The following is a 13,883-nucleotide window of genomic DNA, read 5'->3' on the forward strand; positions in this document are numbered from 1 at the left end:
TGCGGGTAGCGAGCGATGTCCTCGGCGAAGGCCATATACGCCAAGGTCCGTCCGCCGTAGTACAGCTCCCACTCAGCACCACCGGCCTGCGCGGCGGCCACCATCGGCAGGATCGGAGTAATTCCGATACCACCCGCGATGAACACGTAACTTGCACGGCAGTGCAGGTTGTTCCGCCGCTGGCAGTATCGGGGCGGGTGGCTGGTGATCGTGAAGTTGTTGCAGGTCGTCGCCGAAGCTCGCAGCCGGATCCGGTGGCAGGTCAGTGTCGACTCGACGATCGTGTGGGCTCATCAGCATGCTGCTGGTGCCCGCCGCTGTCACGGACGGGCAACACCTCACCGTCACGACCCGAGAAACAATCGTTCGCACGGCAGGCGCGGCAGCAACCGGCAGTCCTCGGTGGCATCGAGAATCAATTCGATTGTGTGCCAATGCTTTCGCCTCCAGTCGTTGACAAGGTTGCGTACCGCCGCTGTGCTGGCCATGTAGTCGAAGACCACGCCGGCAAGCCAGATGCGCAGGTGCACATCTCCTTCGGACGGTGACCATCCTTCCGCGGCCACGGGCTATCGCTTCCTCAGACAACGTAAGGTGGGTAATCCGTCAGCTTCCGGCCTTCCTCCGACACCACCGCCCCGGACGGACACCTCCGGCTCGTCAACCACGACGCCACCTCCACCGGCCGCACCAGCGGGCAAGTCCGCCATTCCCGACACCTCGATTACCAAGCCAGCCTTTCCGGACAAGATCTAGGCAGTCGCGACCGGGAAATGGTCGCGGATCTTGTCGACGACAATCTTGGCGGTCTCCGCGCATGCGGTGGTGCCACCGTTGGCATATTCCTTGACCGCGTCGCCCACGTTCCACAGGTTCTGGATCGGAGTGTCGTGCGGCAGATCGTATCCGGCGACCGCGCGCTGCGGCGGCCAGCCGTCGCGCGTGACGTTGATCGACAGGATGCGCGCCCCGTCGAATCCGGGCACCTCGTCACGCAGATCCTGCAGCAGAAGTTCGGTCTCGGCTTCCTCGTCGAAGTCACCCACGGCCGGTTTCGGTACCGCAGTGCCCTGGTAGAGGTGCCAGCCCTCCGGGGCCATTTCCGGGCACAACGCGGTGAAGTTCGCGATGTAGCACAGACGGCGGCTCTGAGCGAAGCTGGTCAAGCCGGGGGCCTGCACGAGCGGCTGCTGACTGGCGAAGTTCACCGAGATCATGCCACAGGGCCGGTTGGCCTTGTCGACCTGTGCGACATAATCGCCAGGCAAGTTGTCGCGCCCGACCAAATCCAGAGTGGCGAAGGGACCGATGTTGCTGACCGTGAAACGGCTTGCCACTTCGACGGTTTCACCGCCACGCGCGATCACCGCGCCGGTGATCCTGCCGTCGGTCAGGGTCAGCGAGGTCACCTCGCTGTCCAGCCATACCGCGCCGCCGTTGCTCTCGACCACCTCGGCAAGCGACTGCCACACGCCGATGGTGCCCTGCGGGCAGAAGCCGAACTTCTTGAACGCGCTCTTGCGGGTGAAGTAGGTGAGGAAGACCCGGGCGGGGAGTTCTTCGGAGCCGACCGCGAACACCGATCCGCACATATTGCGGAAGATGCCGTGCACGGATTCGTTTTTGGTGTACTTGGCCACCCAGTCGGCGGTTGAGAGTTCGTCTTCGGGAAGGCCACTGTCGTTGCGCGCCGCGCCGATGCCTTTGACCAGCTTGGCGCCTTGCCGGGTGAGTTTGGATAGCAGGAAGCCCCAGCCGCCGCCGGTCACGTCGACATCCTTGCCGCCGATCCGGTACAGGACGGGCGGTTCCGGTTTGCGAATGTCGAATTTCGCGCCGACCTCGTCGAAGGTCTCCTCGGTGATGCCACCGAGTTCGATCACTATGGCGCCGTTATTGACTTTGAAGCCGTCGACCTCATCGGTGGAGGCACGACCGCCGACCTTGTCCAGGCGTTCGACAACGAGAGTCTTGTAGCCCAGGTGCGAGAGCCGTGCGGCGGTGAACAATCCGCCTGCGCCTGCGCCGACAACTAATGCGTCCCAATTGTTTTCGGTCATCGATGATCCTCGTTTCAGCCGAGCGGGTTGCTGCCGGGTTCCGCGCCCGACATGTCGGTGATCTGGTTCCAGTGCGCGGCGACCTCGTCGATGCTCGGCGGGGCAGTGAAGACGGCGCCCTTGTTCTGGAATTGCTGCACGCGGTACACCTGGCCGCCGCCGGCGACGACAACTGTTGCGGTGTCGGTGCATTCGTCGCTCATCAGGTAGCCGACGACGCCGGCGACGTGGGCGGGCGGCAGCTTGTCGAGCATCTCCTTGGGCGCGATGTCCTCGGTCATGCGGGTGGCGGCCAGTGGCGCAATGGCATTGGCGAGGATATTGTTTCGGGCGCCTTCGATCGCGAGGGTGTTGATCAGACCGACGAGACCGAGTTTCGCGGCGCCGTAGTTGGCTTGGCCGAAGTTGCCGAAGAGTCCGCTGGTGGATGCCGCGACGACGACGCGGCCGTGGTTCTGCTCGCGGAAGTAGGGCCAGGCGGCGCGAGTGACGTGGTAGCCGCCCCACAGGTGCACCTTCTGCACCGATTCCCAGTTGTCGGCGGTCATCTTCGCGAAGGAGCCGTCACGCAGGATGCCCGCGTTGTGGATGACGCCGTGCACGGTGCCGAAGTTGTCGGCGGCGGTCTTGATCAGATTTGCCGCGCCCTCTTCGGTGGCGATGTTGTCGTAGTTGGCCACCGCAGTACCGCCGGCGTCGCGGATCTCCTGGACGACGGTGTCGGCCATCGAGGTGCCGCAGCCGGAGCCGTCGCGGGCGCCGCCGAGGTCGTTCACCACGACCTGGGCGCCCTCTTTGGCCAGCAGCAGTGCGTATTCGCGGCCGAGGCCGCCACCGCCTCCGGTGACGACGATTACACGATCGGTTACTCCGGGCATTAGTGTTGTCTCCCTTGACTTTCCAGAGTTGATTTCAGTACGACGCGGGCAGCTTCAGGCTGGTCTGCGCGACGAAGTTGAGGACCATTTCCCGGCTCACCGGCGCGGTCTTGAGCAGGCGTGCGGAGAACCAGAGTTCGGCCAGGCCGTATTCGAGGGACAGGCCGTTACCGCCGTGGGTCTGGATGGCTTGGTCCAGCGCCTTCAGCGAGGCGTCGGCGGCGGCGAACTTCGCGATATTGGCCGCTTCGGCGGCAGGCTGTCCGGCGTCGAACAGTTCGGCCGCGCGATAGGCGGCCAGGCGGGCAAGCTCGACCGCGATGTGCGCCTCGGCCAGCGGATGCGAAATCCCTTGGTGCGCACCGATCGGCACCGACCACACCTGACGGTTCTGCGCGTAGGAGGCCGCCTTCGAAATAGCGTAGCGGCCGATGCCGGTGCTGATACCCGAGGCGAGAATCCGCTCCGGATTCAGTCCGGCGAAGACCTGCCGCAGACCATTGCCCGCCGCGCCGATCAACGCCTCCGGCCCGACGCGCACTTCATCGAGAAACACCGTGAACTGGTGATCCGGCGACACCACAGCCGTGGGCAACGGCTGCAGCGTGAGCCCAGGCGCGTCGGTGGGCACCACGAACATCGACAGCGGCGATTTCGAGGTGCCCACGAACTCCGGGTCTCGCGTGATCAGCAGGATGGCTTCGCACTCGTCGATGGCCGAGATGAAGTACTTGCCGCCGGAGATCATCCAGCCCTCGCGGTCGCGGCGCGCGGTGGTGCTCACATTGTGGCTGTTGGAACCGGCATCGGGTTCGGTCAGGCCGAAGGCCATCTTCCGGCTGCCGTCGGCGAGGCCGGGCAGCCATTCGGTCTTCATCTGCTCCGAACCGTGCGCGGCTAGGATCGATCCACAGATGGCCGGCGAAACGACCGCGAGCAGCAGCGGAAACCCCTGCGCGGCAAGCTCTTCGATGACGATGAGCATCTCGGACAGGCCCGCCCCACCGCCGCCGTACTCCTCGGGCAGATGCACGCCGAGCAGATCGGCCTGACCGAGATCACGCCATAACTCGTCGACCTTGCCTCCGGAGCGCGAGCGTTCCAGGAAATACTCTTGACCATATTTGGCCGCAAGTTTGGCGACGCTCTCGCGCAGCAGGGCCCGTTCTTCGGTATCGGTTATCAAGGCGGACAACGGTTCATCTCACTTTCCAGTGAAGGTCGGCTGCTGTTTGGCGAGGAAGCTCTCAATGGCGCCGGTCGCGTCTCCCGTGTGGGCGATGCGACGCAACGCCGCCGTCTCCTCCGACAGCGCGTGGTCGAGGCTGGTGTTCCAGGAGTTGTGCAGCAGCCTGCGCATCTCGCCATAGCCGCGGGTGGCGCCGGCAGCGAGCCTTTGTACCGTCGCCTCGGCTTCGGCCGCGAGCTGGTCAGCGGGGACGACACGATTGATCAGACCCCACTCAACGGCGGTATCGGCGTCGATGACCCGGTCTTCGAACAGCATTTCACTCGCCCGCCGGATGCCGATGAATTTCGGTAGATACCAGGTGTTTCCGGAGTCAGAGGTAATACCGATGCGCCCGAAGCCCGTGGCGAACTTGGTCCCGGTGGCGGCTATCGTGATGTCGGCCGGGTACAGGAACCCCAGCGCCCCACCCGCGCACGCGCCGTGCACGGCCGTGACGATCGGCACGCCGACCCGGGCCAGCAACCGGATCGCCTCGTGCATGAGCATCGCCATCCGGGTGAGCGTGTCCGGCAGGTCCGCCGATCCATCGGAGAACGCGCCGATATCACCGCCGACGCTGAACACCGGACCATTCCCGGTGATCAATACAGCCCGCAGCCCGTCGTCGTTGGCGATCCGGGTCGCCACCTCGAGCAGCGCCTCCCCCATCGCCTTGTCGAGGGCATTGCGCGCTTCGGGCCGATTCAGCCTGACGTAGGCGATGTCGTCGACGACCTGGTACGAGATCAACGTCGCACCTCCTTTTCGAATTTAATGTAAATTAGGAAATAGGCTTTGGTCAAGCCCTGCGCAGCGGAACCCGGCCGGTGTGGAAGTTTCGGTTACCGCTTCAGCCCAGCTCAGCGCCGACAACGGAGACAAAGGAGACGCAAGCGCCCGGACGCCCACCGAGGTTGTGGGTCAGGGCCATCCGCGGATTCGCGATCTGACGTTCACTCGCTTCGCCGCGGAATTGCAGCCAGCATTCGTAGAGCATGCGCAGGCCGCTGGCGCCGACCGGGTGGCCGAAGGATTTGAGGCCGCCATCCGGGTTGACCGGCAGTCGGCCATCCAGGTCGAAATCGCCTGCGACACTGTCTTTCCATGCCTGTCCGCGATCGGTGAAGCCGAGATCCTCCATGAGGACGAGCTCTGTAGGTGTGAAGCAATCGTGGACCTCAGCGAAGGAGATCTCGGATCGGGGGTCGGTGATTCCGGCCTGGGTGTAGGCGTCTTTCGCGCTGGCCACCACCTCGGGAAAGGTAGTGAAATCGTAGTCCGGATCAACCGCCCCGCGGCCCGGTCCGGCGGTGAGCGAGAGCCCTTTTACATACAGGGGTGTGTCGGTGTAGTTCAGGGCGTCCTCGGCTCGGACGATCACCGCGCAGGCCGCGCCGTCGGAAACACCGGAGCAGTCGAAGATGCCAAGGCGTCCCGCAACCAGCGGGGCACCGGCGATCTTCTGCTTCGCGACCTCGGATCGAAACTGCGCCTTGGGATTCAGAGCGCCGTTGTGGTGATTCTTCCAGGCGACGTGCGTCATGGCCTCTCGCATGAGGGCGGGATCCACACCGTACTTGGCGCAGTAGGCCGGATCCAGCAGCGAGAAGGCGGCCGGTGCGGTCAAGGACAGCTCCGAGGCCGTGCCATCGCTGGGCGGGTCGCCGCGCAGCAGACCGGAGAAGCCCGAGTCCTTGAGCTTTTCCACACCGATGGCGACGACGCGGTCGTAGGCGCCCGATGCGACGGCGTAGCAGGCGTTGCGGAAGGCTTCGGAGCCGCTTGCGCAATAGTTCTCGACACGGGTGACCGGCGTGTTCTGCAAGCCCAGCGGCCTGCTGGCGGTCAGGCCGCTCTGCCCGGTACCGAGCGTACCGAGCCAATAGGCGTCGATATCAGCGCGATCGAGTTTCGGGTTGCCGTCGAAACAGTCGGCCATGGCCTCGACCAGCAGGTCGTCGGCGGAGCTTTCCCAGCGCTCGCCGAAGCGGGTGCAGCCCATGACGACGATGGCGACTTTGTCGCAGATTCCGTTGCTGCTCATAGCAGTTGCGCTTTCCAGAAGTAGTTGTGCACACCCGCGGCGCTGTGCAGGCGACGGAAGGTGGTGCGCACGCGGGAGCCGACGGCCAGCCGGTCGGCCGCGCCGTCTGCGACCTCGAGGGCGTAGCGCCCGCCATCGTCGAAGTCGACGACGGCCTCCACGACGGGCGGGGCGGGTGAGTACGCGAGCCGGTCGACAGTGAAGGTCGTGACCGCGCCCTCGCGATGGGCCATGGACACCTCGGTCATGGCGTCGATCGCGCCACAGCGCTTACAGATTCGGGCCGGCGGCAGATGTACCAGTCCGCAGGAACCGCACGCGCTGCCGGTGAACGCGAACTTCCACCGGGCCGCCCGGGCCGACGGCGGTGCGGCCACCCGATCGGGTTCCGGACGACGTGGCGGTTCCCGGTCCAGCAGGCCACGCCAATTCAGGTAGGCCGCATAGGACACGGACGTACCCTGCTCGAGTTGTGTGGCGACTGGAATCGGCTGTCGCGCGTGCGTTATGCGCTCGGTGGCGCGCAGGACGAGGGCATCGCAGCCATCGGCCGCTGAGATCACGAGTATGGTCTCGCCCGGTTCGGCCTGATCCAAGGCAGCGGCCAGGGCAAGTCCGACGTCGGCGGTGCCTGCGTGGCCGATGGGCGAGTTTCGGGTGGACAGTTTTCCCGCGATCCTTTTCGCGGCACGTTTGGCCAGGGTGAGATTGGGCGAGACCAGCACGACATGATCCGCCTCGTTCAGCCCGGCCTCAGCGAGGACGGTCGCGGCCGCGCGGGAAACGAATGGCAGGTACTGCTCGATGCCGAAACGCTCTTCCCACTGCTCTCCGGTCACCGCCCGAGGGTCTCGCCAGCGGTCCAGGAATTCGGCGGTCAGTGCAGATCGGGCGATGATTTCCGCGATCGGCTCGATGCCGAAGAGGAACGCAGCCGCACCGTCTCCCCCACTGCGCTCGTCGGCGGATCCGGGACGGCCGACGCGCATGTCGGCCAGGACCGCAAGCCCACCGGAGTTCGCAGCGGCCAGCAGCGCCGCGATGCCACTGCGAGCCGAACCCGCCAGATCGGCTGCGAAGATCTCGGAGGGAAGGCCGAGCGCCGCGTGAATAGCTGTCGCGTTCGCCTTGTCGGCGTAGGCCGGCGTGGTGGTCGCGAAATACAGTCCCGCGGGTTCCGCACCTGGAGCGAGCGCGGTCGCGGCAGCCGCGACGCCCATCGTTGTGCTGTCTTCGTCGAAGGCGGCAGCAACACGAACCCCCTTGCCCGCGTTGGTATTCAGGGTCTTGCCGATATCGGCGACCGATACCCGGTGGGCGGGCAGGTAGGTGCCATAGGAGGTGATTCCGTACTGTGTCATCAGGGTGCCTCGAAAAGTGCCGCCATGCCCTGACCGCCGCCGATGCACATCGACTCCAGGGCGTATCGTCCACCGCGCCTGCGTAATTCGTGCAGCACGGTGGTGAGGATGCGAACGCCGGTAGCACCGATGGGGTGGCCGAGGGAGATACCCGAGCCATTGACATTGAGCCGATCGTGGTCGTCGAAACCCCAGCCCTTCAGCACTGCCAGTACCTGGACGGCGAAGGCTTCGTTGAGTTCGACGACATCGATGTCGTCGAAGGTGTGGCCGGTGCGTTGGAAGAGTTTCGCCACGGCAGGCACTGGTCCGATGCCCATCTCGGCGGGTTCGCAGCCCGCAGCCGACCAGCCGACGAGGAAGCCGAGGGGTTCGAGTCCGAGTTCGTCGAGCTTGTCCTCGGCAACGACCAGGCAGGCCGCCGCGGCATCGTTCTGCTGGCTCGAATTCCCGGCGGTCACGGTGCCGTCGCGCATGATGGCGCGAAGCTGGCCAAGGGATTCCGGCGTCGAGTCGGCGCGAATGCCTTCGTCGCGGACGAACTCGATCGGATCGCCCTTGCGTTGCGGCACCGAGACCGGCACCACCTCGTCGACGAACTTGCCCGATTCCCAAGCGGCGGAGGCCTTCTGGTGACTGCGAAACGCGAATTCATCAGCCGCCTCACGGGTGATCGAGTACCGCTGCGACAGGTTCTCGGCGGTCTCGATCATGCCGCTGATGTGACCGAAGCGTTCGACCGGCTGGGAGCGTTCCCGGCCGCGGTCGAGGCGGTCGTAGAAGGCGACATTGCCCGACCGTGCGCCCCACCGCATGTCCTGGGTGTAGTACTCGATATTGCTCATGCTCTCGACGCCACCCGCGAGCACCACGTCGGCTGCCCCGGTCTGCACCATCATCGCGGCGGTGACAACGGCTTGCAGGCCGCCGCCGCAGCGGCGGTCGGTCTGCAAGCCGGGCACCTCGATGGGCAGGCCTGCCGCGAGTGCGGCCCAGCGGCCGATACACGGCGCTTCGGAATTGGTGTAGGACTGCGCAAAGGAGACGTCGTCGATGCGCGCCGGGTCGACACCGGAGCGCTCGACGACCGCCTTGATGATGTGGGCGGCCAAGTCCTCGGCGGGGACAGGACGTAGTGTGCCGCCGAAGGTTCCGACGGGGGTGCGTAGCGGGCTGACGATCGCCGCTCTCTTCATGGTTTCACCTCGATGCTGACTTTCACTGTGCCCCTATAGTTTTCGGGCATGACGGCAATTCGCGGGAGTCACCACCGACTCGCCGCCGCGCGCAGGTCGTCCCGCTGGTCGGGGTGTGCGATGGCGAGCATCCGTTCACGCCGCTCGGACAGCGGCACACCGCGCAGGTCGGCGATGCCGAATTCGGTGACCACGATGCCCGCGTCGCTGCGTGCGATGCTGACCGGCCCGGAGAGCCGGTCCACGATCCGGCTGCGGGTGCCCGCAGTGGCGGGCAGGGCGATGATCGGCATGCCCCCATGGGACCGCGCCGCGGCGCGCAGGAATTCGCCGCCGCCTCCGACGCCGCCGACATAGCGTCCGCCCGCCACCTCAGCGTTGACCTGCCCGGTCAGATCGACCTCGATGGCGGAGTTGATGGCTATGAAACGGTGTTGCGCCGCAAGGCGTTCGGGATCGTGGGTGTAGGTGATCGGCCGCAGCGATACCGTCGGGTTGCAGTGCACGTGCTCGAACAACCGCCGTGTACCGATCAGCACCGCCGCCACGGAGATCCCGCGATCGGTGGTCTTGCGGGCATTGGTCACCACGCCCTTGTCGATGAGCTCGACCGCTGCGTCAGTGAGGATGCCGGAGTGGATACCGAGGTCGTTGTGCGCGCCGAGCGCGCCGAGTACGGCCTCGGGTACCGAGCCGATCCCGAACTGCAATGTGGCGCCGTCGGGCACGATGCTTGCGATATGCGCGCCGATGGTCGCCATCTCGGGTGTCGGCGAAACGGCCGGACTCTCCGCCACCGGCCGTGAGGTACGGATCGCGATATTGATTTCACGGTCGGTCAGATGTCGTGCGCCGGGTGTTGCGGGCACTTGATCGTTCACCTCGGCGACGACGATCCGCGCGCTGTCGATGGCGGCGGTGAGGTAGTCGTCGGCCAAGCCGAGGCTGTAACGCCCCAGGACGTCCGGTGGTGCGCATTGCACCAGTACCACGTCTGCGCGTGAGACGAATTCCGGCAGGGTCGAGTAGTGGCCGGGGTACACCTCGAGTGCCCCGGCCGCGGCCAGCGCCCGATTACTACCCGTACCGCAGTAGCTGACGAACCGAATATGGTCGGCATGCTCGGGTTTCACCGTCTCTACGGCGGGGATGCCGATGAAGCAGGTGATACCGCCGAGGTCCGCCCGCTGTTCGAGCAGACGCTCGGTCAACGTCACCGGCTCCGCGCACGACTGACCCCAGACCACGAAATCGCCCGGACGGATGACGGCGCGGAAATCGAGGTCCGGCGCGGAAACCGCGCGCAGCGGCGTGGCATCAGGCATATCAGTCCTCCCGCCAGCGGTCGGCGGACGGGTCGAGCAGACGTTCCATGTGCCCCTCGGCGAGCCACACGATCGTTTCCAATTCGAGGGCGTCCAGGAAACGGACGCGGCCGGACTTCAAGTCCTCCAGCCGTAACCGTGGACCGTTCGCGGTCTCGTCGATGCCGACCCGCACCGAGGCGAATTCACTGTGCACGATGCCGAATTCACGGCCGGTGCCACCATCCGATCCTGGCCTGTCCATCTGCCAACCCCCTCAGATCAGAAAGCCCATGCTGGGCACGGCTTCCGCGCTGTTGACGAGCACCACGGTCTTGCGGACCAGCCGCAGTTCACCGTCCGCCCGCCGCAGCACGTAGGTGTAGCGGCCCGCCCAGGTGTGAATTCCGCGCGGTTTCGACTCGTAGAGAACGAAATTCGCGCCCACAGTGATTTCATCGCCCTCGACGCTGAGCAGTTCGACATTCGAGATCGTGCGGCGCAGATTCGATGGCGGCGACTGCGCGTACCGCTTGCCGGTGCGCAGCTGCTGCAGGCGGGTGGAAATGCGGCGGCGGTTGTCGTACATGATCGACACGTGCCGCTCAGGGTCGTACCTGCCGCCGTCGACGGGCACCCAGTACACGGCGTCGTCGATCCACAGCGCCTCCCACGAGTCGTAGTCGTGTTCGTCGGCGAAGCGAGCCTCGCGGTAGATGAACTGCTCGAGCTCGCGCAGATCGATATCGGTAAGGGCAGTCATCACGCCTCCATCAGAGTCTTGTAGTGCTGCCAGAAGGCACGCATGGCGGTCTCGTCGGTCGCGCCGCCAATGCGGAAACCGTTGTCGTCCAACGATTCCCGAGCCACACCGCGGCGCAGATCGAGCCATTCGGGCAGCAGCTGCGCGACCCCGACCTGATTGCGCTCGTACATCTCGGTGTCGTCGGCCAGCAGCATGCCCGCCGGGCCGACCGAACCGATGGACTGCGACAGCATCCGCTTGTTCAGCTCATCCGCACCGTCCAACTGCACCGAGGTGGAGAACTGGATGCATTCGTGCACCGACAGCGGCTGGATGTTGAAAACCTGGATCTCGGCGATGAACAGGTTGGGGAAGATCATGACGTGCGGCGCGCCCTCGATCATGATCTCTTCGGCGGCTTCGCCGTGGACCTCGTGCATCTTCGCCACATACTCCGGCACCCGGTCCGCGGTGGTGCCGAACCAGCGCATGGGCTCGGCGAACTTGCGGAACTCAGGCCGCAGGTCGTTCTCGCTGTGCCCGTTGCCCAGCGCGCGGGTGACCGCAGTGGAGGCGTCGCTATAGAGCGGGCCGATGGTGGAGCCGGTCACCGAGAAGATGGAGCCGTGCACGAACTGCGGGTGATAGCCGTCGGTTTCGTTCTCCGCCAACAACTTCCAGTTGGCGCGCGTGCGATGCCTGAGCCAGCCGTTGTCGAGGCGTACCTTGCCGGTGGGTGAGAGCCGGGCCAGTCGATCGATTTCACCGGCGGCGGCGCCCAGATGCTCCAGCAGTGGCGGGACGTCGGGGTTGAAGCTTCCGAACACGAAGCCGTGGTAGCTCTCCACGCGGGGCACCACACCGAGTCCGAGGTTCAGTTTGCCCTTGCCGCCGTAGCCCTTGTTGTAGGGGTAGCCGAGCATGTCGCCGGTGTTGCTGTAGGTCCAGCCGTGGTAGGGGCAGCGGAATGAGCTGGAGTTACCGCGCGGCTCGTCGCACACGAGGTTGCCGCGGTGCGCGCACCGGTTGGTGACCAGGTGCACCTGGCCCGCGCGGTCGCGGGTCATGATGATGTCCTGCGGACCGATGTTCTTGCGCACGTAGTCGTTCGGCTGCGGCACCTCGGACTCGTGGCCGACGAACACCCAGCCGCCGTACCAGATGCGTTCCAACTCGTCGGCGAAAACGGCCGGATCGGTGTAGAGCGAGCCGTGCACCCGCTCTGGCTGAATGAGCCGCGAATAGTCCACTCGCGGTGCTTGTTTCGCGACCGGACCGGTTTCGCAGGCTGTGTCCAGGTCGCAGATCGAATGATCGCCCGGTTCGCGCGCGGCGTCCGGAGGTGTCGTGACCGTCATTTCTGTTGCTCCAATCGTGCTTTCACGTAGCTCACGAGACGGAACTTCTGCACCTTCCCCGTCGGGGTGGTGGGCAGTTCCGCTGCCGTGAGGAATACGACGTGTTTGGGAACCTTGAACCGGGCCAGATTCGCCTTGCAGATCTCGATCAGCTGCTCGGCGGATATCTCGGCGTCGGGCGCGCGCACAATGCATGCGCAGCCCGCGTCACCCCATCGTTCATCGGGTACGCCGATCAGGTAGGCCTGGCTGATTTCGGGGCGGGCGGTGAGCAGTTCCTCGATCTCCTTGGGCATCACCAGTTCTCCGCCGCTCTTATAGAGCTCCTTGCTGCGCCCGGTGATCTCCAGATAACCGTCCGGACGCACCCGCCCCAGATCACCGGAGAACACCCAGCCGTCGCGGAGTCCCTTGGCGGTCTCCTCCGGCTTGCCCCAGAACCCGAGCATGCTGGTCGGGCCGTGCGAAACCAGTTCGCCCTCTTTACCTTCGGGTAATGACACACCGGTGACCGGGTCGACGGTGCGATAACGCACCAGCGCCCCGTCGCCGATTCCGGCCGCTCCGGCGGATTTCGGCCGGCCAGCAGTGGTCGCGGTGAGTTCCAGCGAGTCCTCGGGCCGGGTCAGGGTCATCGCGCCGCCGCATTCGGTCATGCCATAGCCGGTGACGATCTCGGCCGCACCCAATTCGTCCCGGACCCGCTCCCACAGCCAGACCGGAGCGGGCGCGGCACCGGACAGCACCGCCGACAACGATGACAGGTCATAGCGGTGGCGGTCCGTATGTTCCAGCAGCGCCACTGTCATCGTGGGGACGCACAGAATGTCGTCGGCGCGATGCCGCTCGATTCCGGCGAGGTACTTCGTGGCCTCGAAGGCGGGCAACAGGATCACCGCGCCGCCCACCATCATGGCCGCGATCAAGCCCTCGACGTAGCCGAACATGTGGTAGCACGGCAACGAGAACAGGATCCGGCGACCGTCGTCGAAGGCACGGGTGAGCGCGGAGGCGTATCCGGTGCGCAGGACCGCGTCATGGGCGATGAGGACCCCCTTGGGCGATCCGGTGGTGCCGGAGGTGTAGAGGATGTCGCCTACCGCCGTCGGGTCCACTCGAAGCTCGGCAGTCGCCCCACGGTGCCGGTCGCCGACGAGGGCCAGCTCATCTACGGTGAGCACGCCGGCGCGCTCGCGTCCGTCGGTGGGCAGCTGAATAACCGTGTGCAGCTTGGGAAGTCGTGACTTGTCGCGGTCGGGCGATTCCCATGCCGGTGCGACCTCGTCGAGCATCCCGAGGTAGTCCAGTCCCGCGAAACCGGTCATGGTGATGAGAACCCGGCATTCGGACTGGCCGAGCACATAGGCGAGTTCGTCTGCGCGGTACAGGAAATTCAACGGCACCGCGACCGCGCCCGCGAGAGCGATGGCGAACTTCACCGGCACGAACTCCGGATAGTTCGCCATCAGCACCCCGACGTGATCGCCCGGGCGCACGCCCAGCGTGGCCAGTCCATCGGCGAGCCTGGTCGCGAGGTCCGCGGTCTCTCGGTAGGTCAGCGTGCGTTCGTCGGTGATGACCAAGGGGCGTTCGCCGAACTCGTCGGCGCAACGGTGCAGCCAGTCACCCAGCGACCGCGGTTGCCAGTTCGGGAACCGCGCCGCCAGCCTTTTCCTTCGATCGTCGAAGTCATTGTTACTCAAGAT

At 65.5% G+C, this 13,883-nt stretch carries 13 protein-coding genes and 1 pseudogene; all 14 read right to left on the reverse strand.

Features of this window, described 5'->3' with window-relative positions; translation table 11 throughout:
* Positions 1–176: pseudogene (locus ON44_RS53150) on the reverse strand (oxidoreductase); the annotation flags it as partial.
* A 168-nt stretch (positions 177–344) separates the two neighbouring features.
* Entirely contained in the window at positions 345–530 is a 186-nt protein-coding gene (locus tag ON44_RS51080; RefSeq protein ID WP_040700042.1) for a hypothetical protein, read from the reverse strand.
* Between the two features lie 222 nt (positions 531–752).
* Positions 753–2,060, reverse strand: coding sequence for a phytoene desaturase family protein (locus ON44_RS39975; RefSeq protein ID WP_040700043.1), 1,308 nt, complete (start codon positions 2,058–2,060; stop codon positions 753–755).
* A gap of 14 nt (positions 2,061–2,074) precedes the next feature.
* Positions 2,075–2,938 (reverse strand): SDR family NAD(P)-dependent oxidoreductase, encoded by an 864-nt coding sequence (locus tag ON44_RS39980; protein ID WP_040700044.1) that lies wholly within the window; start codon positions 2,936–2,938, stop codon positions 2,075–2,077.
* A 34-nt stretch (positions 2,939–2,972) separates the two neighbouring features.
* Positions 2,973–4,133, reverse strand: coding sequence for an acyl-CoA dehydrogenase family protein (locus tag ON44_RS39985; protein ID WP_040700045.1), 1,161 nt, complete (start codon positions 4,131–4,133; stop codon positions 2,973–2,975).
* 9 nt (positions 4,134–4,142) lie between these two features.
* Positions 4,143–4,919, reverse strand: a complete 777-nt coding sequence (locus ON44_RS39990) for an enoyl-CoA hydratase/isomerase family protein (protein ID WP_051183079.1) — start codon at positions 4,917–4,919, stop codon at positions 4,143–4,145.
* Positions 4,920–5,019: 100 nt separating this feature from the next.
* Positions 5,020–6,213 carry an acetyl-CoA acetyltransferase gene (locus tag ON44_RS39995; RefSeq protein ID WP_040700047.1) on the reverse strand — a complete coding sequence of 398 codons (1,194 nt, stop codon included), beginning with the start codon at positions 6,211–6,213 and terminating at the stop codon, positions 5,020–5,022.
* Positions 6,210–7,574 carry an OB-fold domain-containing protein gene (locus tag ON44_RS40000; protein WP_040700049.1) on the reverse strand — a complete coding sequence of 455 codons (1,365 nt, stop codon included), beginning with the start codon at positions 7,572–7,574 and terminating at the stop codon, positions 6,210–6,212. Before ON44_RS40000 ends, ON44_RS39995 begins: the two co-directional genes overlap by 4 nt.
* A complete protein-coding gene (locus ON44_RS40005; protein ID WP_040700050.1) occupies positions 7,574–8,770 on the reverse strand; it encodes an acetyl-CoA C-acetyltransferase in 1,197 nt (398 codons plus the stop codon). The genes ON44_RS40000 and ON44_RS40005 overlap by 1 nt, the downstream gene beginning before the upstream one ends.
* Positions 8,771–8,838: 68 nt before the next feature.
* A complete protein-coding gene (locus tag ON44_RS40010) occupies positions 8,839–10,095 on the reverse strand; it encodes an acetyl-CoA hydrolase/transferase family protein (protein WP_040700051.1) in 1,257 nt (418 codons plus the stop codon).
* 1 nt (position 10,096) lies between these two features.
* A complete protein-coding gene (locus ON44_RS40015) occupies positions 10,097–10,339 on the reverse strand; it encodes a hypothetical protein (protein WP_174415249.1) in 243 nt (80 codons plus the stop codon).
* A 12-nt stretch (positions 10,340–10,351) separates the two neighbouring features.
* Complete coding sequence (locus ON44_RS40020) at positions 10,352–10,837, reverse strand: aromatic-ring-hydroxylating dioxygenase subunit beta (protein ID WP_040700052.1); 486 nt, start codon at positions 10,835–10,837, stop codon at positions 10,352–10,354.
* On the reverse strand, positions 10,837–12,069 hold the full coding sequence (locus tag ON44_RS40025; RefSeq protein WP_040700087.1) for an aromatic ring-hydroxylating oxygenase subunit alpha: 1,233 nt from the start codon (positions 12,067–12,069) through the stop codon (positions 10,837–10,839). The genes ON44_RS40020 and ON44_RS40025 overlap by 1 nt, the downstream gene beginning before the upstream one ends.
* A gap of 104 nt (positions 12,070–12,173) precedes the next feature.
* Positions 12,174–13,883: an AMP-binding protein gene (locus ON44_RS40030; RefSeq protein WP_218007756.1), complete on the reverse strand. Its 1,710-nt coding sequence runs from the start codon at positions 13,881–13,883 to the stop codon at positions 12,174–12,176.

The organism is Nocardia vinacea NBRC 16497 (assembly GCF_000308835.1).
GTDB lineage: Bacteria > Actinomycetota > Actinomycetes > Mycobacteriales > Mycobacteriaceae > Nocardia > Nocardia vinacea.